This is a genomic window from Chloroherpetonaceae bacterium (assembly GCA_033763895.1).
Classification (GTDB): domain Bacteria; phylum Bacteroidota; class Chlorobiia; order Chlorobiales; family Thermochlorobacteraceae; genus JANRJQ01.
The window spans coordinates 148,468-170,378 of sequence record JANRJQ010000004.1 but is presented as its reverse complement, the minus strand read 5'-3'; the positions used below and the strand labels follow the sequence as shown (position 1 = coordinate 170,378).

The 21,911-nt window shown below is 39.8% G+C and carries 21 protein-coding genes; 15 read left to right on the top strand and 6 right to left on the bottom strand.

Annotation, left to right across the window (positions count from 1 at the left end):
* The first annotated feature begins 15 nt into the window (after positions 1–15).
* From SFU91_01490 to SFU91_01460, 7 genes are all read left to right on the top strand, one after another.
* Entirely contained in the window at positions 16–2,307 is a 2,292-nt protein-coding gene (locus SFU91_01490) for a tetratricopeptide repeat-containing sensor histidine kinase (protein ID MDX2127689.1), read from the top strand.
* Positions 2,308–2,394: 87 nt separating this feature from the next.
* Complete coding sequence (locus SFU91_01485; protein MDX2127688.1) at positions 2,395–3,012, top strand: RNA polymerase sigma factor; 618 nt, start codon at positions 2,395–2,397, stop codon at positions 3,010–3,012.
* A 136-nt stretch (positions 3,013–3,148) separates the two neighbouring features.
* A complete protein-coding gene (locus SFU91_01480; GenBank protein MDX2127687.1) occupies positions 3,149–3,445 on the top strand; it encodes a hypothetical protein in 297 nt (98 codons plus the stop codon).
* A complete protein-coding gene (locus SFU91_01475; protein MDX2127686.1) occupies positions 3,442–3,981 on the top strand; it encodes a hypothetical protein in 540 nt (179 codons plus the stop codon). The genes SFU91_01480 and SFU91_01475 overlap by 4 nt, the downstream gene beginning before the upstream one ends.
* A 28-nt stretch (positions 3,982–4,009) precedes the next feature.
* Positions 4,010–5,221 (top strand): cytochrome c peroxidase, encoded by a 1,212-nt coding sequence (locus SFU91_01470; protein ID MDX2127685.1) that lies wholly within the window; start codon positions 4,010–4,012, stop codon positions 5,219–5,221.
* Positions 5,222–5,335: 114 nt separating this feature from the next.
* Positions 5,336–5,878, top strand: coding sequence for a periplasmic heavy metal sensor (locus SFU91_01465; GenBank protein ID MDX2127684.1), 543 nt, complete (start codon positions 5,336–5,338; stop codon positions 5,876–5,878).
* A 143-nt stretch (positions 5,879–6,021) separates the two neighbouring features.
* On the top strand, positions 6,022–10,074 hold the full coding sequence (locus SFU91_01460) for a PAS domain S-box protein (protein ID MDX2127683.1): 4,053 nt from the start codon (positions 6,022–6,024) through the stop codon (positions 10,072–10,074).
* Between the two features lie 12 nt (positions 10,075–10,086).
* Here the strand turns inward: SFU91_01460 and SFU91_01455 are convergent, their stop codons facing one another.
* A complete protein-coding gene (locus SFU91_01455; protein ID MDX2127682.1) occupies positions 10,087–10,872 on the bottom strand; it encodes a PASTA domain-containing protein in 786 nt (261 codons plus the stop codon).
* Between the two features lie 146 nt (positions 10,873–11,018).
* Positions 11,019–12,260 (bottom strand): exonuclease SbcCD subunit D, encoded by a 1,242-nt coding sequence (locus SFU91_01450; GenBank protein MDX2127681.1) that lies wholly within the window; start codon positions 12,258–12,260, stop codon positions 11,019–11,021.
* A gap of 108 nt (positions 12,261–12,368) precedes the next feature.
* Here SFU91_01450 and SFU91_01445 point away from each other — a divergent pair, with 108 nt between their 5' ends.
* The 8 genes from SFU91_01445 to SFU91_01410 all read left to right on the top strand — a co-directional run bounded on the left by SFU91_01445 (position 12,369) and on the right by SFU91_01410 (position 18,377).
* A complete protein-coding gene (locus SFU91_01445; GenBank protein MDX2127680.1) occupies positions 12,369–13,415 on the top strand; it encodes a ferrochelatase in 1,047 nt (348 codons plus the stop codon).
* Positions 13,416–13,595: 180 nt separating this feature from the next.
* Positions 13,596–14,072, top strand: a complete 477-nt coding sequence (greA, locus tag SFU91_01440) for a transcription elongation factor GreA (protein MDX2127679.1) — start codon at positions 13,596–13,598, stop codon at positions 14,070–14,072.
* An 87-nt stretch (positions 14,073–14,159) separates the two neighbouring features.
* Complete coding sequence (locus SFU91_01435) at positions 14,160–14,378, top strand: hypothetical protein (GenBank protein MDX2127678.1); 219 nt, start codon at positions 14,160–14,162, stop codon at positions 14,376–14,378.
* A 229-nt stretch (positions 14,379–14,607) separates the two neighbouring features.
* The gene (gene tpiA, locus SFU91_01430; protein MDX2127677.1) at positions 14,608–15,363 is read left to right on the top strand and encodes a triose-phosphate isomerase; all 756 of its coding nucleotides are present in this window, start codon (positions 14,608–14,610) and stop codon (positions 15,361–15,363) included.
* Positions 15,364–15,406: 43 nt separating this feature from the next.
* Positions 15,407–15,853 carry a nuclear transport factor 2 family protein gene (locus SFU91_01425; protein ID MDX2127676.1) on the top strand — a complete coding sequence of 149 codons (447 nt, stop codon included), beginning with the start codon at positions 15,407–15,409 and terminating at the stop codon, positions 15,851–15,853.
* Between the two features lie 62 nt (positions 15,854–15,915).
* A complete protein-coding gene (locus SFU91_01420) occupies positions 15,916–17,664 on the top strand; it encodes a M28 family peptidase (protein MDX2127675.1) in 1,749 nt (582 codons plus the stop codon).
* 13 nt (positions 17,665–17,677) lie between these two features.
* Positions 17,678–17,950, top strand: a complete 273-nt coding sequence (locus tag SFU91_01415; protein MDX2127674.1) for a TMEM165/GDT1 family protein — start codon at positions 17,678–17,680, stop codon at positions 17,948–17,950.
* Positions 17,951–18,011: 61 nt separating this feature from the next.
* On the top strand, positions 18,012–18,377 hold the full coding sequence (locus tag SFU91_01410; protein ID MDX2127673.1) for a YraN family protein: 366 nt from the start codon (positions 18,012–18,014) through the stop codon (positions 18,375–18,377).
* On the opposite strand, the gene SFU91_01405 is transcribed toward SFU91_01410, so the two are convergent.
* From SFU91_01405 to SFU91_01390, 4 genes are all read right to left on the bottom strand, one after another.
* On the bottom strand, positions 18,374–19,351 hold the full coding sequence (locus tag SFU91_01405) for a hypothetical protein (protein ID MDX2127672.1): 978 nt from the start codon (positions 19,349–19,351) through the stop codon (positions 18,374–18,376). The genes SFU91_01410 and SFU91_01405 overlap by 4 nt on opposite strands.
* A gap of 583 nt (positions 19,352–19,934) precedes the next feature.
* Positions 19,935–20,405: a 6,7-dimethyl-8-ribityllumazine synthase gene (gene ribE, locus SFU91_01400; protein MDX2127671.1), complete on the bottom strand. Its 471-nt coding sequence runs from the start codon at positions 20,403–20,405 to the stop codon at positions 19,935–19,937.
* A gap of 19 nt (positions 20,406–20,424) precedes the next feature.
* Complete coding sequence (locus SFU91_01395; protein ID MDX2127670.1) at positions 20,425–21,051, bottom strand: SIS domain-containing protein; 627 nt, start codon at positions 21,049–21,051, stop codon at positions 20,425–20,427.
* Positions 21,048–21,908 carry a nitrilase-related carbon-nitrogen hydrolase gene (locus SFU91_01390; GenBank protein MDX2127669.1) on the bottom strand — a complete coding sequence of 287 codons (861 nt, stop codon included), beginning with the start codon at positions 21,906–21,908 and terminating at the stop codon, positions 21,048–21,050. The genes SFU91_01395 and SFU91_01390 overlap by 4 nt, the downstream gene beginning before the upstream one ends.
* Positions 21,909–21,911: the final 3 nt, after the last annotated feature.

Below are 21,911 nucleotides of genomic sequence, written 5' to 3'. Positions count from 1 at the left end.
TTATGCTCAAATCACATGTCACAAAGAGACGGTTTATTTAGTTCAATGCTTTGGCCGCAAATATTGGTGCCGATGTGTATTCTCCCAATCTTTTTCTTATTCATGCCTTATCAATCCTTCGCACAAACTGATTTAATTGATAGCCTTCAAAGAGTGATTCCTGCTTCAAAAGATACACTGCGTGTTCGATTGATGCTTAGGCTTAGCGCTCAGTATGATCGAATGGGTGAAACGAAAAAGGCCGATAGCCTTGCGAGGGTATGTGAACAAGAATCCATTGCGATTAGATTTATCGAGGGTGAGATTGACTCAAAGATTGAAATTGCAAAGTGTCAATCCAATTTAGGAGAGAATAAAACGGCGCTCGAAGTTGATTTACAAGCCCTTCGCTTAGCTGAGAAAAACCATTTACCCTTAAAAATTGCAACTGCATCAAATGCCGTTGGTATTGACTTGTGGCTGCTCACCCGCTACGACGAAGCGGCAAAATATTTATATCAATCAATTGCCCTTCAAGATTCACTTGGGAATAAAACTGGGAAAGCGCGAGCCCTCAATAATCTCGGGCTAGTGCTTTGGAACCAAGGGAATTTGGGTGAAGCCAAAAAGGCATTTCTTGATGCCCTTATCATTCTTGAGGAATTAGGGCCAAAAGCGGGAGTGGCGTATGCCGTTGGAAACTTGGGGAATATCGAGCGAACCTTGAAGCGATACAATGAAGCTTTGGTTTATTACCGTAAAGCGCTGGCTATTCAAAAAGAAACGAAGAACGCTCACCAAGAGGCGCAGTCGCTTTATAATATTGGGTTTACCCATCTATTCCTAAAAAATTTTGAATTTGCTCTCGATACCCTCAAACGCTGCTATTTACTTGCAGAAAAAATTGGAGATAAACGTGTCCAAATAGATGCAATACAGGTTATCGGAAATGTATATGAAGAAATTGGAAATCTTAATGCAGCCTTGGATGAATATAAAAAAGCCCTCTCTTACGAGAGCCGCTCAGGCAATAAACACGGGATGGGAATTGCTTTACGGAGAATTGCGTCAGTCTATCAGAAGCAAAACAAATTGAGCGATGCTATTGTGCTTATGGAAATGGCCATCGATACCGCGGCAAGTATTGGAAATAATCTCGATTTAAAAAATGGTTATGAAGAAATCTCTACTTTGTATTCGAAAGCAAAACGATATGAAAAGGCAATTGAAGCGTTGAAACTTTCAATGGCATACCGGGATAGCATTTTTAACGCGGAGTCCGATGCAAAAACGACTCAACTCAGAGAACTTTATGAGTTTGAAAAAAAGCAACGAGAGATTTCTCTACTTGAAGAGATTAATCTGTACCAAAAAAAAGAAGCAGAAAATGAACGATTGATTTTAATTGGATTGATCATTCTCATTATCTCCGCATTCATAACCACCGTGATTTTTTACCTTCAAACAAAAAAGAATAACCAAATTCTTTCTGAAAAGAATAAAGTTATTTCCTCCCAAAACGACTTGCTACGACAGCAACAAAGCCAATTGATTGAAACAAATCAACTCAAAGATGAAATACTCACTTTTGCAGCCCACGATTTAAAGAATCCGATTCAAAATATCTTAGGCTTTTCAGTCTTACTTCAAAATGGACAAAATGAAGATTCAATGATATTTCAAATGGCAAAGCGAATTGAGGTTGGGTCAAAACAAATGGTAAATCTGATTAATGAATTGTTGCAATCCCCTGATCTTGATGTTTCAAGGGTTACCTTGCCAAAGGAGTCTCTAAATATTTCTCAAATGTTGGCTTTTACAAAAGAAAAATTTTTTGAGAAAGCAAAGGAAAATGGAATTCAGTTGCATCTAATGGCAGAAGAGCAACTTTTGATGTTTGGTGATCGAGAGCGAATTCAAGATGTGTTTGATAAGGTTATTGAAAATGCGGTAAAGTATTCTTCACCCAAAAGCGCCGTTTGGATTGAAGCAAAAAAAATAAGGAGTGAAACTTCTCAAGTACAACCTGAAACCAATGAGTCTATTCAGATTTTGATTCGAGACGAGGGAATCGGATTAGATGAAAAGGAATCTGAGATGCTCTTTAGCCGATTTCATAAAGGAGCAGGAATCAATCCTAACAGTAAAGAGCAAGGGTTTAGCCTTTCAATTGCGAAGCAAATTGTGAAACTTCATCACGGCTCAATCAATGCATTTTCGGAAGGAAAAGGGAAAGGAACCACAATTATCGTCGAATTCCCAATTAGTGATAAACGCCGGAGGAAATCTCAGCCAAGCTACAGTCATTCCGAAAAATCTCAATCTTAAGTCAAGCGCGATTGTCAAACGAGACAATTTTTTCTCCCAATTAAACCAAAATTCGACTTATTCATTCAAAGCATTAAAAGCGCAACAATGCAAGAGACAAGTTTAGATGACGGAAAAGCAAAAGAAAGCCGTTATCCAAATGATATCGCGCGAATGGCCCTTGTTGCAAGCGGCAATAACGATGCGTTGAAAAAAGTTGTTGCTGAATTTCAAGACAAGGTTTTTAATACCTGTTTGGGATTTGTAAAATCAACAGACGATGCCGATGATCTCGCACAGGAAGTATTCATTACAATATTCGAAAAGGCAACACAATTTCGGGGCGAGTCATCACTCTCCACTTGGATTTATCGAATTTCAATTACCAAAAGTCTTGAATTTCTGAGAAAAGAAAAGTCCCGTCAAAGATTTATAAAGGTAAAGTCCCTCTTCGGTTTTGGTGAAGATGAAGAACCTCAAATCATCGTCTTTGAGCACCCGGGCATTGAACTTGAACAAAAGGAAGACCGCGAGGCTATAGCCTTTGCCTTAGACCATTTGCCGGAAAATCAGCGTGTGGCGCTTACAATGTGTAAAATTGAAGGGCTAAAGTATGATGAAATTGCTGAGGTTATGAAAATCAGCGTCGGTGCAGTAGAATCGTTAATTCATCGAGCTAAAGAAAACATGAAACAAAAACTCAAAGTCTATTTTGAAAAAAAATAAATCAGGGTCGCAAGTTTTTGTTATGAGCCGCATCAAAGAATTTAAGGCATGTTTCGATTCATCTTCATTTCAAGAAGATTATGATGAATTTTCTACCCAAAAAAATTAGAAACAATACCGAAAAGGAGAACGAGTTATGAAAAACAGAGTCAAAGATTTCAATCAGCTCATCGAGATGTTCCGTGCTAATCAGAGGGCATCTCCAAAGCCCTATTTTTTTGAAAGGCTCAACAACCGAATACAATCAAGGCAATCCAAGGAAATTCAATTTCCGGCACTTCGCTATCAGGTGGCAATGCTGCTTCTCTTTGCCTTTATCAATATTGCTTCTTTGATTTTTATTAATACAAGTCAAAAAACAACATTAGATCAAGACATTGCAACTGTGATTGAATTGTATGATTTGCACACAGATACGGAGGATTTGGAATGATTACAACTCGGGTTCGCTGGATTTGGATTGCCTTTATTCTCTTAATTGGTCTTAACCTTATTCTAATGGCCGTTCTATTTTTGAATCATCTTAAAGAAAATTCTTCTTCAGAGGATTCCCCAAAACGATTTAACCGGAGAGAATGGCGCGGACGAGGGCTGAATCCTGAACGAGTTGAAATAATCTTGCGTGAGAAGGTGAATTTTTCGGAAGAGCAGTTGCAAGCCTTTCGGAAAGAAAGAGAGTCTCATTTCAAAAAAATCAAAGAATTACGAGATCTTATTCATGAAAATCGCTCTTTACTATATCAATTGATTTCAAACGAAGAACCAATTGAACCCGATAAAATCGATTCTGTTATCACAGTGATTTCCGGCTATGAAGCAAAAATCGATAAGGCAAACGTTGAACACTTCCAAGCGATTTCATCCTTGTGTAAGCCTGAACAAAAACGCGAATTCAGATTCTTTCTTAAAGAAATGAGCCGCGCCCTGATGCCCCCTCGCCCGCCGGGCGGTTTTGGCGGCCCACCCTGATTTTTTTCTAACATAATCAAGAAAAGCTATGACATACCAACACACTCAAAGAGCAAAGGGGTTTTTTGTTTCAATCATTCTTTTTGCACTTTCGTTTTATGGGTGCACCGAAAAGCAAATAGAGACTGTTACACCGGTTACGACTTCCTACCCTGCCGTTGAAAATACCTTTGGTGATAATATTGTTCTCACCGCACTTGAAGCTTATTCAGCACAGACTAAGCCAAATTATATCACAAAAAATAATGGTTCAATTCCTTCTGGTTTTGACGCAAAAGCAACGCTTGGCCGGGTCCTTTTTTATGATAAAAAATTAAGTGTTAATAATACCGTTGCTTGTGCCAGTTGTCATCAACAATCATTTGGGTTTAGTGACACATCACTCGCTAGTAAAGGAATTAATGGCAATACGCCCCGTCATTCAATGAGATTGATAAACTCCAGATATGCCGTTGAAGTCAAGTTCTTTTGGGATGAACGCGCAGCAAGTTTAGAAGCTCAAACGACTCAGCCGATTCAAGATCACCTTGAAATGGGCTTTAGCGGAGAATTCGGTAACCCCAATTTTCAAGGACTTTTAGAGAAACTTAAATCGACGGATTATTACCAAGAGCTATTTCAGTTTGTTTATGGAGATCAGAATATTTCGGAGCAACGCATTCAAGAGTCGCTATCGGCATTTATCCGTTCGATTCAATCATTTGATTCAAAGTATGATGCCGGGCGAACTTCCGCTGTTAACGATGCAGCTGATTTTGCAAATTATACAGCAGATGAAAACGCAGGTAAAAGACTCTTTCTGGCGGCACCTCAATTTAATCAAAATGGCGTTCGGGTAGGCGGAGGCGCAGGATGTGGCGGATGTCACCGTGCACCAGAATTTGATATCGATCCGGCCTCTCTCAATAACGGCGTAATTTCAAAAATTGGAGGTGGTACCGATGTAACTGTTACTCGCTCTCCAACATTAAGAGATATCTTAAATACAAGTGGGCAATTGAATGGCGCCTTCATGCATGATGGATCACTTCAAACCCTTAAGCAAGTCATCAATCATTACAACCTGATTCAGATTGGTACCAATACAAACCTTGATCCTCGACTTAGACCCGGAGGAAGGCCGCAAAATTTAGCTTTGACTGAAAATGAGAAAAATCAATTGGAAGCCTTCCTAAAAACACTTTCAGGAAGTGCCGTTTATTCTCATAAACGCTGGTCGAATCCGTTTCTGACCAAATAATTTTGACTTGTAAATTCAAAATAAATTTTCAAAAAGGCGAAGGGAATTGATTCAGCGAGCATCCAATAAGTAATCAGCTGAGAAGAAATAATGAATAATCAATCAATTCGACCAATGAAAAAAATTATGTTTTATAGTGTCTTAACACTCCTGTTCATCGTGAGTGCCGTTGCACAACCAACGCAACCTTTGCGCGGCGGCGGAATGGGGCAACAAGGGCAAGTCGGGAGGGGTCAGCAAAATCCGCAATGGAGGAATCCGGGTTTTGGACAGCCAAGGCTTGAAATGTTCTTAAAAGAACAAGTGGGTTTTAATGAAAAGCAAATGGAAAATTTTGAAAAAGCGTTTGTTCAACATCGAGATAAAATGAAGATGCTATTTCGTGCTGTTGAAGACAAGGAGGATATCGTAGCTGATTTACTTCGCGCAAAGAAGCCGGACGAAGTAAAGGTTAAATCAGCCTTAAAGGATGTCACAGTAGCGCAATCAAGCCTTGAAGAATCAAGAGTCTCATTTCTTTTTGAAGTGCTAAAACTTGCTGAAACCGATGCTCAAAAAGAAGCAATTACTGATTTTATGAGTGTTCAAGCGCAACGGAGAATGCCAATGCGAAATGGTGGGTACGGAAGAGGAAGAGGAATGATGAGGGCTTACTAACCGATTCAAAACCTAATAAAAAAGTGCAGAGTTACTCTGCACTTTTTTTTTGAGTAAAGCCTAAGAAGTTGAATACGTTATATTATCTAAGAATTTTCCCATCAGTATGTATCAATCATTGAGATTATAACGCGTTCTAAGTTATGACCGGTTCATTTTGGGCTCTTTTACGATCATTTTGTAAAGATGATCTTTCGTTTCAAAAGGCTAAAGCATTAATTAGCGACGAATTTCACCACCTTCAATCCTTTCCTCAAAATTACTCCCAAGAAGCTACGGATTCCGTTCCCCAGAAATTGATTTCGCAAAATGAAAACTTTGAATTCTTATCTGAAAAGCATTTCAGAACCGCATTTGAAGTGAATTCAAGTTTTTTATATCGCATTCGGGTTAATGAAAATGAAATCTCATTGGATTGGATTTCAGAAAATTCTATCGAAATGATTGGATATTCGATGGAGCTCATTTTTGACAAAAGAAATTGGAACAAGTTAATTTATGAACCTGATTTGCCAATCATTTCCGACATTATTCAAAGAGTAATTAAAGGGGAAGAGACCATCGCTGAATTCCGAATAGTAAAGGAGGACGGTCAACTTTGCTGGGTTGAGGATCGCGTTAAACCCGTATTAAATGAAGAGGGAAAAGTTGTCTTTGCTTACGGGTCAGTAACGGATATTCACGCAAAAAAAACTGCAGAAGCAGAACTAAAAAACAAGGAGCAACTTCTTCGGTTAACTTATGACAACACCCCGATTGGCCTATGCCTCACCGATGAAAACGGAAAATTCGTGGAAGTTAATAAAGCCTATTGTGATACTTACGGCTACACCCGAGAAGAACTGATTGGAAAGCATTTCACGCTTGTTATTCCTTCAGAAGAAAAATTAAAATATCAAAACATTCACTCAGCGTTTATTGCCGGAGAAAAAAATACCGACGGTGAGTGGCTTCTCATTCGAAAAGACGGCGCGTTAAGAAACATTCATGTTAAAGCAAGTTTGTATCAAGATTTCAATGGGGCACGCTTTAAGGTTACTTCTGTTCAAGACATTACAAATCATAAGATTGATCACTTAAAGCTTGAAAGTCAGCGCTTAAAACTTCTTGCTTTCTTTAATAGCTCAAGTGAATCGATTTTTCTGATTGATCGCGAATTTCAAATTCTTGGATTTAATCAAGTAGCTCAAAAATTTATCGAAAAACTTTTTGGGGTGAAGCTTGAAGAAGGTCATTCAATGTTAAACTACGCTGAGCCTAAAACAAAAGAAGGCTTTATTAAACATTGTCAAGAAGCTTTTGAAGGCAAAATCATTGAGACTCAAATTGAAATCCCTTTCCCCAATTTTACGCGTTGGTGGAGCGTTGAATACATCCCGGTAAAAGATGAAATGGGCAAGGTTTTTTGCATTGCGTTTTGCTCAAAAGATGTGACAACTTTTGTTCATTCACAAAATGAACTCAATGAAAAGAACAGATATATCTCTTCAATCGGTGATAATCTTCCCAATACTGTTTTATATCAATTTGTAAGCGATCGAAGCGGAAACGGTAGATTTACTTTCATCAGTCAAGGGATAGAAAAAATTAGCGGTTTTACCACTTCCGAGCTTTATCAAGAGCCCAACAAACTCAAAACTATTTTTCATCCTGAAGACGTCAGTCAAGCAATGTTTCTTCTCGAAGAAAGTGCAAAAAGCTTAAACGCATTTGAATTACGTGTCCGAAAGGGAATTAACCAAGTCTTTGACAAAACCTCGCTTTTTAGAGTGGTTCCTCGATTAGGTGATAACGGAGAAATTATTTGGGATGCAATTGAAAGCGATATTACTGCGATAATTGAGGCTCAAGTAAAGCAACGCCAACACGAGTTGTCTCTTTATGAAACAGAAGAATTGGCCAATATCGGTAATTGGGAAATCGATCTCAATCAATCAATTATTCGTTGCTCTCCCGTCATAAAAAGGATTTTTGAGTCGGAGGGCGAATCAACATCTTGTCCGCTCAATACATTTTATAAAAAAATTAAGGTATTAGATAGAGAAAAGGTTGAGTCTTCCTTGCAAATGTCAATCCTGAAAAATATCTCCTTCTCTTTTGAAGTTGAATTGGATTTACCAAGCGAACGCGAGTGTTGGATTCGTTTCTTTGGAAAACCTTTTGTTCAGTCCAATGGCGTAAAAATTCTGAAAGGATACATACAGGAAATTACCAATGATAAACTCTTTCAAAAGGAAATCACAGAAAGTCAGTTATTTCTTCAAAGTATTTATTATGGCATCAACACCCCAATATTTGTTATAGAGGTTGAGAGAGAAAACCAATTCAGAGTCATCGGATTAAATCCTGCGCATGAAAAAGTAATTGGGGTTTCAAATCAATTATTAACAAATAAAAAAATTGATGAATTGGATAGTGTCTTTTCAAACGAGATCATTCAACGTCTTAAGGCAAGATATCAAGCATGTGTTGACGCAAAAGATGAAATGATGTATGAAGAAGAGGTAGAGATAAATCATCAAAAAAAATATTTTCTTACAAGTCTTAGCCCAATTATCAATTCTTCCGGAAAAGTGATTCGGATAATCGGAAATTCTTTGGACATCACCTATCGAAAAGTGACTGAGAAATTGCTCATCAGTAGCCAATCCCTTCTTTCCGATACAGAAAAAATCGCACATATCGGCGGTTGGCGTTATCCCTTAGAAAAACAAGCTGAACAAATGATTTTTTGGTCGAACGAAACATATCAAATCTTTGACCGAGAGATTGATAGAGGAGAGCCTTCCTTAGAAGAATTGGTATTCATGCATATCGATTTGAAGGATGAGTTAAAGAAGATGATTGACGCAGCGATTTCGAAAGCGATCCCATACGAATTTGAAACAAGAATTCATACAGGAAAACAAATCAAATGGATCTATTCTGTTGCAAAAGTAAAAACGGATTCCAACGGGAGAGTTACAGAATTGTATGGCTATGTAATGGATATTACAAAGCGAAAGATCGCCGAACTAGAAAAGGAAAAGATGTATTTCCAGCTTGTTCAATCTCAAAAAATGGAATCGTTAGGGGTTTTAGCCAGTGGGGTTGCACATGAATTCAACAATATCCTAGCGGGAATTCTAGGATATGCAACACTTCTAAAAAAAGGATTTGAGCCCGAGTCAAAAGAGCTTAAACGCGTCGAGCATATTATTGCCAATTCAAATCGTGCAGCGTCAATCGTTCGGCAAATGCTTGGCTTTGCAAGGCAGGGCAAGTACGAATCCTCAAAATTCAATATGAAAGAAAGTATCGATGAAGTCCTCCAAATTTTAGAGCCCACCTTAGATAGGCGAATTAAAATTGAAACTCGCGTCGAAGAAAATCTACCCTTAGCGTTTGGAGATAAAGCACAAATTGAACAAGTTATCCTAAACCTTGCTGTGAATGCCATAGATGCAATTCAAGAACGATTGACTCAAGAAAACTTTCAAGGGCAATTGATATTTGAATTAGCACTAAAAAGCTTACCCGCAAAATTTACCGAAAAATACGGTCTTCGTCCTGTAGGGAAATTTCTTCAACTTTCCTTAAAAGACAACGGTAATGGAATTCCGGAGGAAATCAGCGAAAAGATTTTTGAACCATTTTATACCACCAAAAAGCCGGGTAAAGGAACCGGATTAGGGCTTGCAATGTCTTATGGTATAATGAAAAATCACTCAGGGTTCATTTTTCATGAAAGCGTTGTGGGTAGCGGAACAACATTTTATCTCTACATCCCACTTGCAGAAAAAAATGAAAACATACATTCAAGTTCTTTGAGTAGCAGGCCATTAAGTATTAATGGTCGAAACCTACTAATTGTTGAAGATGAGGCCTTCATCCGAGATTTTCTAAACGATACCCTTACGATGGAAGGTGCATTCACAACTGCCGTTTCAGATGGTGTGAAAGGCGTTCAAGAAATTGAAGCCAATCCAAATAAATACGATGCTGTGATTCTTGATATGAATATGCCTGAACTCAATGGCTATGATGCCTTTGTCAAAATGAAAAAGATTAATCCGAATTTGAAATTTTTGTTTATGACCGGCTACTTGGAGAATGAGGAAATCAGTCGTTTAAAAGCAGAGGGAGTTACTCAGATTATCCGAAAACCATTTGAAATTGAAGCTTTGATACAGTCAATCGCTGAAACCATTTCATAAACATCAACCGGTTTATTCCGGAGAAATCAAGTCGCGATTTTGCGTTGCGACAATAAGCTTAACCGGCGTCGCCAACTCCCACATCACACCCGCCATTGGCTCCTGACCTATTACTGTGTTCGGAATTAAATTCGTGGAATATTGATACTTGATTTCGGGTGCTGCAAATCCCGCATCCGTTAAGATGGCTTCCGCTTCACCGCTCGTCTTTCCGGTTACCTCTGGAACACTCGCTTGAAGAAGCCCTAAATCGGAAGCACTTTTTCCAATGGTTAAATCAATTTTTGTTCCCTCGGTAATCATTGTCCCTTTTGGAATTGATTGAGCCATAACCAATCCCTCTTGCGACTTCGTACTGGCAATCGCAAATTGTACATCTCCTAATGAAAGCCCGTATCGTTCTATAGTTAATTTTGCATCAGCAAGCGTTCGCCCCGCCAAATCAGGTAAGGGAGCGTTTTGCTTACGCTTCACATTGAGCGATAAATAAATATGCCGACCTGCTTTTACCTCAGAGCCGGAACTTGGAATTTGACTTAACACTACCCCGAGCGGTTTCTTGGGATCGAACCGTTGATACCCTTCCTTAACTTTTAGCCCTTCAGATTCAAGGATTAATGTGGCTTGGGTCATTGTCTTTCCACTGACATCCGGAACTATTGTAATTCTACCACCTTTTGTAACCAATGGCATCATCACTTTATCAAATACAATGGCAATTGCTAAAATTGCAAAAAAAGTGACATAAACTTTTTTTGCAAATGAGGAGGTTAAACTCGCTTTGAATCGTTCAAACATAAATGAAAATGAATTCGTGTGGCAGTGTCGTTATTGCCTTTCAAACGTTAATTTAATCAATCCTTTGAGATGAATGCGAAACCAAGAAACGGTCTCATCCTACGCCTGACCGAAAAAGAAGCCCTGCCAATTTTCAGAACCCGTTCTCAATAAGATTGATTTTCAAGGTTTCGAGCGGCCTCCATAATTTTATCTTTGGGTAAACCTCCCGTTCCTTTTCGCTCAATAAATCGCTCAAGTGCTGTTTCAACTGAATCTGAGAGCGTCACACGCGGAGAGTTTGTGGAATCAATCGTTTCCTTTTCAACCGTAAAGCGAAGTTCTGCAATCGATGATGCAGATTTTAATAGGTCGCGTAGAAAGCTAAAATTGACTTGAGCTTTTTGGATTGCAGTACAATTAAAACGCAGCCTAATAACAGCATCCGTAAAATCAAGCTGTAAAAGTTTCTCTTGAAGATATTGGTTCACATCAATACTCATGTCAAGGCTGGAGAGATCATCGTCAAAAGAGAAAAACTTTCTTGCTTGGGTTTGAATATGCGAGTACCTCGCCCGTTTTTCAGAGTCAAATTCCACAATTACAAATCCCTTCGGCTGTTGCCACTCCGCAAAGCTTACTCGTTCAATGCTGCCACTATAAACCACCGGCGGTGTTTTTCCTTGATTTAAATTTTGATACCGATGAATATGCCCAAGCGCGACATAATCAAAGGCGGGATGGGCAAGCGAATCAACCGAAAAGACCGGATCGCGGGTTTCAATCAGCATTTTTTCAGAACCTTCGGTAAACTGAGCAGTATCCACATGCAAATGCGCTGCTAAAATGGTTGGATAGTTAATTTTTTCAGTTTGAATCCGCATTGCTTCCTCACTAATAAAATCCAGATACTCCCGTTTCATCGCATCCCGAATTTCTTCGGGGTTTTTATCTTGATGTTCATGTTTGGTGTAAAGCAGGCTGCGCTGAGGCCAAGGAAGCCCTACCACGCGCACTTTCCCCGATTTAGTCTCAATGTCTTTTGACTCAGGTTTTGAAAAAAGGATGACATCATCAATCAGATTTGAAAAAATTTCAATTGAATTGCTCTTTCCAAAAGCAACCGGATGATCGTGGTTGCCTACAATCATTACAATTGGAATGTTAGCATCTATGATTGGTTTTAAGGCGCGAGAAAAAATTCGCTGTTCGGTTGGGGAAGGGTGAGCATCACGGTAGGCGTCTCCGACAAACAAAAATAAATCAATTTTTTCGTCAAGCCCCTTTTGAACCATTTCTTGAAAGCACTTTTCAAAATCCAAAAGCCTTGAATTCAATCCGGTGGAAGCATCAAGCTTCCCGTGTGTTTCATATCCAATGTGGATATCGGCAGTATGCAGTATTTTCATTATTTAATTAAGAAAATTCAAGAGTGAATTCTGAAAGAAAAAACGAAAACCGATTATTTTTCATTTCAGTAGAATCTTTAAGCGATAAAAGCTTTTAAGAATAAATCAATGACAAAACGAAAAGTAAGCGTAATTCTTGCCACTTATGGCGAAGTTGAAGAGCCGACAATTAAAAATTTGCTCCCCAATTCAAAGAGAATCTTGAAATATATCACCACTCGAATTGCGAAAATCCCAAGGCCGATTGTGGAGCTTATTGCTTGGACAAGATCATTCAAAAGAAAAAAATATTGGAATAATCTGGGTTATCGCTCAAAGCTAAATGCTCTTACCCGAAATCAAGCATCAAAGCTTCAATCCGTGTTGAAGGGAGATTCAGAGATAGATTTCAAAGTGGCAGATTCCTATTACTTTGTACCGCCATACCTCGAAAATACACTCACAGTTCATCGCAATTCCGATGCCATTGTGCTCGTTCCAATGATTCCTATCGAATCCGATTTTTCTTGCGGTGTGGGCTGCGTTATTACTACCGATACTTTCAAAGAAAGTGCATTCGGCAAAGTGGTTGTTCTCAAGCATTTTTGGAATGACACCGAACTCCTTCAAGTGTATGCCAATCATATTTTTTCAAATCTGCAAAATTCAGAAAAAGCGACCAAGTTAGGGCTAGCTTTGGCCGTACACGGAACTTTGGTGAAAGGGACTGATGGATTGCCGCCAAAGGCGAATACGGGTTATAAAGAAACCTTGCAATTTTTTACTCAGCTAAAATCCTTTTTAGAGAACGACCCAAGAAACCGGTTTCACGCCATTAAACTCGGGTGTCTTAATCATGTTTATGGCGGCGAATGGACACCCGAAACTTTGGCAATTGCACTTGAAGAATTCAAATCAGAGGGAATTGAAAAGGTTGCCGTTTTCCCTTTTGGCTTCTTCGCCGATAATAGCGAGGCCGATTTAGAGGCTGTAGAGGAAACCGAAAATGCCGGCTACCGCGGTTCAAAGATGCAATACATTCCTTGTGTTAATGATTCGGATGAGTTTATTCATTGGGTGGCTAAGCGCGTGAAACGCTCAGCGAATCATCTGCTACAAATGAATTCGTCACTTGACGCACTAAGCCAAAAGCAAATTCAGACGCCTGTTTATTAAGTTTTTTTGTATCCCGCTTTGGGTTTTGGAAAAGATTGAAAGCGTTGTAAATTCATTAAAGGTAACAAAGTCAGCCTGAGCGCATCAGACTGACTTTTATTTTTCTCCCCGATTTTATTGTGCGCAAGGTGGGGCGGCGTTGCCGCTCGGTGTTTTTTAACGATTTATAGAAATACATTTATGGCTGAAACTACATATCTCACTCGAGATGCTTATCAAAGGCTCAAAAGTGAATTGGAAGAACTCAAAGGGCCAAAACGAAATTCAATTCTTGAAAAAATTGATGAGGCCCGTTCTCACGGCGATCTCTCGGAAAATGCAGAATATGAAGCCGCTCGTGAAGAGCAAACACAGAATGAGATTCGCATTACAAACCTTGAGCGTACCTTGCTCTCGGCGTCGATTCTTGATGAGAAAAATATCAAAACCGATAAGGTTTATATTCTAACCACGGTAAGGCTCAAAAATTTAGATAGCAAAGAGGAAATCGAGTACACTTTGGTTTCGCCGGAGGAAACGGATATGGATAATGGAAAAATTTCAATCAAATCGCCGATTGGGCAGGCGCTTTTACGCAAAGCCAAAGGGGATAAAGTGGAAGTAAAAGGGCCGAAAAACACGATGCGATTTCAGATTATGGAAATAAAAGTGAAGTAAACGGAGTGTCGCTGGAGTGTGTTCTTTTTGAATCAGATTTTACTCAATGTTGAAGCCTTAAGAAGTTTTAATCGATTAAAGCACTTTATGGGAAAAAGACAAATTATCATTAAGCCGCAAGAAGCAACGACAAAATTGGTTGGTGAAGAAGTCAATATCGAAACCACTGAACTTCGCGTATGGCACGGGTATGTAACTTCAATTAATCAAAATGAACTGAAGTTTCGCGATACCCGCCAGAAAATACATACCCTTAAAATGAGCGATGTCCGTCGGATTTTTGCCGAACGCGTGACAGAGTATTGATTGATCACCGATTACTATTGAAGTCGAATTCTTTCCCCCAACTTCTTTTTATTACGATAAATTATTTTGTGCTACTCTTCGCATAACCACCCAAAAATTAGCTTGAGCAAAATTTGATTTTAGGTATTGCATCAAGCGTATTCTCTTTTTTTGAAAAGCACATGAATAAAATCTGTATTTTTAGAGTACATGTCGAAAGTTCTTATTTGTATTAAAATTATTTTTGTGTATGCGTAAAAAGTTTGTTGCCGGAAATTGGAAAATGAACAAAACCGTTTCAGGTTCAATTGCCCTCGCTTCAGAAGTTATTCGAGCGATTGGGCATAAAGAGTTGAACTGCCAAGTTGCAATTGCACCTACTTTTCTTGCCCTCGATTCCGTTCATGAAGTCATAAAGAATTCACCTGTGAAGCTCTCTGCCCAAAACTGCCACTTCGAAAATGACGGTGCTTTTACGGGAGAGATTTCCGCTTCGATGCTCAAATCAGTTGGTTGCGAGTTTGTCATTTTAGGCCACTCCGAGCGTCGCCAATTTTTTGGAGAAACCGATGGTATTATCAATCAAAAAGTGAAAAAAGTACTTTCAGAGCAGCTTGAAGTCATTTTGTGTGTTGGCGAAACGCTTGCAGAGCGAGATGGCGGTGTAACCGAAAAAGTTGTCGAAAGACAAGTAAGAGGTTGCTTGGTGGGAATATCAGATACAGAGCTTGCAAAAATCACCATTGCTTATGAACCGGTATGGGCAATCGGAACAGGTAGAACTGCATCACCTGCACAAGCTGAAGAAGTTCACGCGTTTATTCGAAGCCTCTTAACCGCATTGTATTCTGCAACATCTGCCGAAAATATGACGATTCAATATGGCGGAAGTGTGAAGGGAAGCAACGCTAAAGAGCTCTTTTCTATGCCAAATATCGATGGCGGGCTGATTGGCGGCGCAAGCTTAAAGGCGGAGGAATTTGTTCAAATTGTTCATGCATTCTAAAGTGAATTCAATAAATCTTCGCAGGAATTCTTTCATTGGTTTCTTGTTCCTTTTTTTTCTTGCTACCGTGATTTTGAGCCCTAAAACCATTTTTGCTCAAAATGAAAAAGATCAAAAGCTGGTTGAAGAAAAAATTCAAGCCTACTTTAATGGTTACTTAACCGGCGATTTAAGGATTCTTTACACAGCTTTTGATACCACATCGGGTGGAATGCATCGCTTAATGCCAGATGGGAAAAACGATACCTTAATTCACTTTCGCGATTTACTTCCGATTTGGAGCACGCGCGCAAAGAGAACCCCTTACAGCGAAAGCGACTTGAAAGCAAGCCGTTACAAAATTCTTAAGTTTGAGCAGTTTAGAGGATCCCTTGCAATTGTTTCAGTAGATATACAGTTTGGGGCTAAGTCATATATCGATGTTCTATCGCTTTATAAAATTAACGGTGAGTGGAAAATTGTAAGCAAGGTTTTTGTGACCAACAATTAGTGAATTTTCACATCATGATTTTTTCAAGGCACTTCAAGTTTATCAATCCATAAAAATTAATCATGCTTCAACACAATCAATTGAGAGTGAAGATTTCAATGGCGCCTTTGGCCTTTATCATTTTAGGGGCGTTACATTTTTTACTATTCGTCGGTAAACTGCATTCACAAGCAAACTCAACACCAAAAACCCCAAAGCCAAAACTGGGAATTATCCCTAAAGGAATTCCTCCAGCCAAAAATCAATTCGGATATAAGTTTATTGATACCACCATTCTAGCTTCTCACCTGAAGTTTTTAGCAAGCGATTTGATGGAAGGCCGTGAAACGGGGAAGCGCGGACAGAAACTTGCTGCACGCTATATCGCCGCACATTTTGAAAGGCTGGGATTAAAACCCATAGGTGATAATGGAACTTACTTTCAACATTTTTGGGTGAAAGAAAGGCGTGTTGGTCAGAACAACACAATGCTCATTGAGCGCCGTTCTCTTTCAGGAAACTCAAGTGAGAACATCACCACATTTCTTCATGATTTCGTCTTTTTTCCGTCACGAGCCTTTAATCCTCCGCCATCGATTTCAGGTAAGGTTGTCTTCGCAGGCTTTGGAATCAGCGATGCCAAAACATATCGTTACGACGACTTTGCAGGGCAAAACCTCGAAGGCAAAATTGTAATGATTATGACTGGTGAGCCTCAGCAAAATGATTCTTCCAGTCGTTTTGATGGCGCAAAACCCACACAATGGTCGGATTCACGCTATAAATACCTTGCGGCTTCCGCTGCAAAAGCTAGTGCGGTATTAATAGTCACTGAGCTTGGCAGCGATACCACATCCCTTTTTGACACATTCAAAGAATATCACGATTATATTTCGCAAAGTTCAATGGAGCTTACTGATGCACCGGATAAAGGAACCGCTAAAGGAACAAAAACAGCAACGCCCCCGCTTTATTTCATTTCAAAAAAAACCGCCAATGCACTGCTCGCTGAGTCGCAAAAGAAAATCGAAACCCTTTACGAAACTATTGAGAAATCTGCCGCTCCGGCTTCTTTCGAGATTCCTAACACAAAACTCACATTGACGATCGATCTTCAAGAAGGCTTTCTGCAATCTGAAAATGTCTGTGGCTTTTTAGAAGGAAGTGACCCTAAATTGAAAAATGAAGCCGTGATTCTTACCTCTCACTATGACCACGTGGGCATGACCTATGAAGGAACAGTATTTAATGGCGCAGATGATGATGGCTCCGGAACTTCAACGATTTTAACCCTTGCAGAAGCCTTTGCTAAAAACCCGATTCGGTCCAAGCGCTCAATGATATTCATGACGGTTTCGGGAGAAGAAAAAGGCCTTCTTGGCTCGAAGTATTACACCGATAACCCAAAGTTTCCACTCACTTCAACCTATGCCAACATCAATATGGATATGGTGGGTAGAGTTGATTCAACCAAATACGAGAAAATCGGGGTTTCAGATTATATCTATGTCATTGGGTCTGATAAAATCTCAAAGGACTTAGACGACGCCTTGATTCGCCAAAATACAGAAAGTGTAAACCTGAAGCTTGATTACACCTACAATGATGAAAATGATCCCAATCGCTTTTACTACAGAAGCGATCATTATAACTTCGCCAAAAACGGAATCCCGATAGTCTTTTTCTTTGATGGGCTACATGCTGACTATCATAAGACAACCGACGATGTCGAGAAAATTCATTTTCCGAGAATGGCAAAAGTGGCAAAGCTTGCTTTTTCGCTTGGCTGGGAACTTGCAAACCGAAGGGAACCGCTTCGTCAAAATGATTAACTGGTTATAAACAATGTTTTGGAAAACATTTTTCAGCGTGGCGATGACCGTCTTTCTGGCAGAAATTGGCGATAAAACACAACTTGCCACGATGCTTTTTTCTGCCAATGAATCGCATAGCAAATGGGCAGTTTTTTTAGGGTCAGCCTTTGCTCTAACGCTTGCCGCCGGTCTCGGCGTACTTGCCGGAAGTGTAATCGAAAAATGGGTTTCTCCAAAAACTTTGAAATTACTAGCAGGCGTTGGTTTTATTGCGGTAGGAATATGGACAATTTTTTCCGATTGATTTCCTATATATGAGTTGGAATGGACTCGAGAATTTTACCACCCGAAAAAATGTGATTTCAATGTCATTAACCAATCAAAGCTTAGGACGCTCAGGCGAAGAAATTGCTGCTCATCATCTTACTCAAAAGGGATACAAAGTACTTGAGCGTAATTTTCGATGCGGTAAAAATGAAGTTGACCTCATTATTAGAAAAGACGAAGTCATCGCATTTGTAGAAGTTAAACTCAGGAGAAGTACAGGATATGGTCACCCGTTGGAAGCAATTACAATTGCAAAGCAAAAGGAATTGGCAAAAGCTGCAGAGTGTTACATTCGAAAATTCCCATCATCAAATACGATTTATCGGTTCGATGTCGTGGGAATTTTAGCTGATGGAATTCAAGAAGAGATTACTCATCTTGAAGATGCGTTTCGCTTGTTTTAATTGGAAGTTTTGGAGATGAAATCGATTAATGCCATCGCAACCTCTTCAACCAAGCCATCCGGCACCCCATCAAAATGTTTTGATTTTGGGCGCAAATCAATCTGATCATTCACATAATCAATCACAATAAATTGATCGTGTTTATCCATTGCAATTTCAGTTGAAAAGTAATCGAGTCGTTTGCCTGTCGCTTGCTCTATAACTTCTGATATGGTTTTGGTAATGTGAATTAGGACTTGAAACCAAGGCTCATTCCGATCTTGAGCAGAAGGTGACTTGTAAATTTTGGTTTCATCGTTCCACCAAACTGCATCAAATCTCCCAAAAAAAGAATACGCCCGAAACCAACACCGTGACCCAGATAGAAATCGAGGGACAATTTTTTCTTGTGCCAAATACCTATCCCACGCCCATTCCTTTCTGGCTTGAGAGGCGTAATCAAGAGAACGAACAAATCGGTGAACCCCTTCGCCTCCACCGCCATTCGCGGGCTTTAAGATAAAGGGCGAAGGCAAATGACGCAACTTTGAGAGGTGATACTCATCAAGCTTTGGCATGTGATCAAAAGAAGGAAGTATCACAGAATTGGGAACATGTATGCCTGCATCAATCAATTTGTAATGCATTTGCGATTTGTCGCAAGCCTTGCTTGAAACTTCAATTGGATTAATAATTTGCGTGCCGCTATCGCATAGAGATTTATACAACGGCAGAAATTGAGGGTTGGCATCGCTAGCTCGATCTAGAAAAGCGCGAACATGAATCTCATGATGAATTAATCGTTGGTAAAACTCACCATCAAGGTCATAGACCGTGATGTCTTCAATTTTTTTAAGTGGAGTGTCTTTTGATTTCCGTTTGAGTGTATTGATGAAGTCGAGGTCAAATTCCCAATCCCAAGCAATGAGTAGGTCTATTACAGGCTTAGAAGTAATTTGAAAATTGGTACTAAATGTTGGGTCTTCGCCTGTCATGAATGTGAATTACAGAATTTGTTATGAGGGTGAAATTAAAATGAAACCCTCAATCGGCGAAATAAATCCAATTGATTTCAAAGTGAAGACAAGATTTAGTATTTCAAGGAAATTTGATGAGCTAAGAAAGGGTGAGAGGATATATGCTTGGGATAAAAAGAGAAACATTTTGATAAAAAAACCTCAGAAGTACTCTGAGGTTTAATGTAAGAAGACTGCTCTCGTAAATTTTCCAGAAAAACTTGGAGATTATCCAAAAATCCCGTACTAATTGTATAGCACTTTTGTAGAATCACCAGTGAAGATGAGCTACAATTTGTTCTTTTCTTCTCGTTGTCATAGTTGGCGTGCGTAAGCGGTACTTGTAACAATGTTCTCAGGCGTTGTTACAAATTTTGTGCCGCTTGGCATTGCCTAATGTTTAACACAATGTTTAATTACTGTTAGCAAATTAAAAAAACCTTTTATATCTGCAACAAAAAAACAAGCATTTTAAAAGATTTTTTTTGCTTGTGTCTCACCGTATTTTGAAGCCTAAACCACCAACAATATCTTCCAAAAAGTTTGATTCTTGAATCAACGATTAACCGATTTTCTTAAACAAATCAACCTCTTCGATTGCTGCTGCCATTGCATCCCAGCCTTTATTTCCCGCTTTTGTTCCGGCGCGTTCGATGGCTTGTTCAATGGAATCGGTGGTCAGTACGCCAAAAGCAATCGGAATCCCTGACTCCATTGAAACCTGTGCTATGCCTTTGGTTGCTTCGGCAGCAATAAGATCGTAGTGGTCGGTCGCGCCTTTGATAAGAACGCCGATTGCCACGATGGCATCATATTTTTTGGTGGCCGCTACTTTTTTTAACACCATTGGAAGTTCAAAGGAGCCGGGGCATCGGACAAGCGTAAGATGTTCATCTTTGCCTCCGTGACGAATAAAACAATCGACAGCGCCTTCAACAAGTCTGCTTCCTATAAAATCATTCCAACGCGCAGCGACAATCGCCATTTTCATCCCGCTAGCGGAAAGATGTCCTTCAATCGTATTCATATAAATTATGTGATTTCGTAGTGAGTTATTTAATCTCTTTATATCCAAAAAGTTCTTCAACAAGCTGAATAATGATATGGGCAATTGCGATATGGCACTCTTGGATGCGATCTGCGGCGCCTTGATGTGGAACAGTAATTTCAAGATCAGCCATCCCTTTCATTTTCCCGCCTGTATTGCCTAAGAGTGAAAGGGTTTTAAGCCCGTGAGATTTCGCATAAGAAAGTGCGCGAATCACGCTTTCGCTGTTTCCACTGGTTGAGATACCTAAAAACACATCGCCTGTTTTTCCATACGCTTCAACGAGTCGCGCAAAGGTATTATCGTAACCGAGGTCATTTGCGCCACCGGTAAGCGCTGAGCTATCGGTGGTAAGCGCAATGGCTGGCATCGCAGGTCTGTTAACAGTGCTTCTATACCGAATTGTGAATTCCGTTGCAATATGCTGCGAATCCGCGGCGCTCCCGCCGTTCCCGCAGACGAGCAGTTTCCCGCCGTTTCGAAAGCATTGGGCAATCATCACGGCCATTTGATAAATCGCTTCCGATGATTCTTCGGCGACGCGTCTTTTCAGGTCTGCACTATAATGAAGCGTTTCCTTAACATAGGCAAGCATTTCCGCTTTTTCGTTGAGAGCTAATTCTTTGGTCATCCTAAATGAGTTTTTTGATCAATGATTCGGTTGAGTTCATCTCGGCAGAAGCTAAAATCTTCATCCAAAAAGTGAGAAGAGCGAAGCCTTGCGCGTTTAACCATAGCGAAATCAATAAATGCATCAATGTGTGTCGATTGAAAGTTCGGCGCTTTAGCAAGAGTTTCTCCATCGGGTGAAATGACTTCAGAGCCGCCCCAATAGGAGAGACCATCTTCGTTTCCAATCCGATTTGCAAAAACTGTAAACATGCTGAAAAGAGTCGCGTAAGTTCTAGCCATCATTTGCCAAGTTTCTGCAATTCGTAACTCTCCGCTTCGCATATCAATTCGCAAAGGGCTTGCAACCATCATGAAAAGAACTTTTATCCCTTGCGCCGCAAGCAGATAAGGCACACTGACATGCCAATTATCTTCGCATATTGCAACACCTATTTTTCCTAATCGTTTTGAGTGAAAAGGCTGAACTTGCTTTCCGGCAGAAAAGTACCTTAACTCTTCAAACATGCCATAAGTAGGAAGATAAATTTTACGATGTACTGTTTCAGATTTTCCATCCTCAAAAAAGAAGGCTGAGTTATAAACCCCATAATGTTCTGAGAGTTCGATTCCACCGCAAAGAATGGATATTTGATGACTTGCTTTGCGAAGCGGGTCAAATTTTTCATCTGAAATTGGAAGAGCAATATCTTGAGCGGCATCCTGAACATTGTATCCACTAAGTGAAAGCTCCGGAAATACAATAAACTCAATTCCTTCTGCAATTGCCTGTTCAATTAAGACCAAATGCCGTTCAAGGTTCTCTTGAAAGTTTGCGAGTGTGCAATCGGTTTGGCAAACCCTGATTTTTGTTTTCATCGG

Coding starts and splice junctions, on each gene's coding strand:
- SFU91_01460 (MDX2127683.1), top strand. CDS start 6,022: ATGACCGGTTCATTTTGGGCTCTTTTACGATCATTTTGTAAAGATGAT.
- SFU91_01480 (MDX2127687.1), top strand. CDS start 3,149: ATGAAAAACAGAGTCAAAGATTTCAATCAGCTCATCGAGATGTTCCGT.
- SFU91_01465 (MDX2127684.1), top strand. CDS start 5,336: ATGAAAAAAATTATGTTTTATAGTGTCTTAACACTCCTGTTCATCGTG.
- SFU91_01390 (MDX2127669.1), bottom strand. CDS start 21,908: ATGAAAACAAAAATCAGGGTTTGCCAAACCGATTGCACACTCGCAAAC.
- SFU91_01445 (MDX2127680.1), top strand. CDS start 12,369: ATGACAAAACGAAAAGTAAGCGTAATTCTTGCCACTTATGGCGAAGTT.
- greA (MDX2127679.1), top strand. CDS start 13,596: ATGGCTGAAACTACATATCTCACTCGAGATGCTTATCAAAGGCTCAAA.
- SFU91_01395 (MDX2127670.1), bottom strand. CDS start 21,051: ATGACCAAAGAATTAGCTCTCAACGAAAAAGCGGAAATGCTTGCCTAT.
- SFU91_01485 (MDX2127688.1), top strand. CDS start 2,395: ATGCAAGAGACAAGTTTAGATGACGGAAAAGCAAAAGAAAGCCGTTAT.
- SFU91_01435 (MDX2127678.1), top strand. CDS start 14,160: ATGGGAAAAAGACAAATTATCATTAAGCCGCAAGAAGCAACGACAAAA.
- SFU91_01450 (MDX2127681.1), bottom strand. CDS start 12,260: ATGAAAATACTGCATACTGCCGATATCCACATTGGATATGAAACACAC.
- SFU91_01405 (MDX2127672.1), bottom strand. CDS start 19,351: ATGACAGGCGAAGACCCAACATTTAGTACCAATTTTCAAATTACTTCT.
- SFU91_01455 (MDX2127682.1), bottom strand. CDS start 10,872: ATGTTTGAACGATTCAAAGCGAGTTTAACCTCCTCATTTGCAAAAAAA.
- SFU91_01410 (MDX2127673.1), top strand. CDS start 18,012: ATGTCATTAACCAATCAAAGCTTAGGACGCTCAGGCGAAGAAATTGCT.
- SFU91_01475 (MDX2127686.1), top strand. CDS start 3,442: ATGATTACAACTCGGGTTCGCTGGATTTGGATTGCCTTTATTCTCTTA.
- SFU91_01415 (MDX2127674.1), top strand. CDS start 17,678: ATGTTTTGGAAAACATTTTTCAGCGTGGCGATGACCGTCTTTCTGGCA.
- SFU91_01420 (MDX2127675.1), top strand. CDS start 15,916: ATGCTTCAACACAATCAATTGAGAGTGAAGATTTCAATGGCGCCTTTG.
- SFU91_01490 (MDX2127689.1), top strand. CDS start 16: ATGTCACAAAGAGACGGTTTATTTAGTTCAATGCTTTGGCCGCAAATA.
- tpiA (MDX2127677.1), top strand. CDS start 14,608: ATGCGTAAAAAGTTTGTTGCCGGAAATTGGAAAATGAACAAAACCGTT.
- SFU91_01470 (MDX2127685.1), top strand. CDS start 4,010: ATGACATACCAACACACTCAAAGAGCAAAGGGGTTTTTTGTTTCAATC.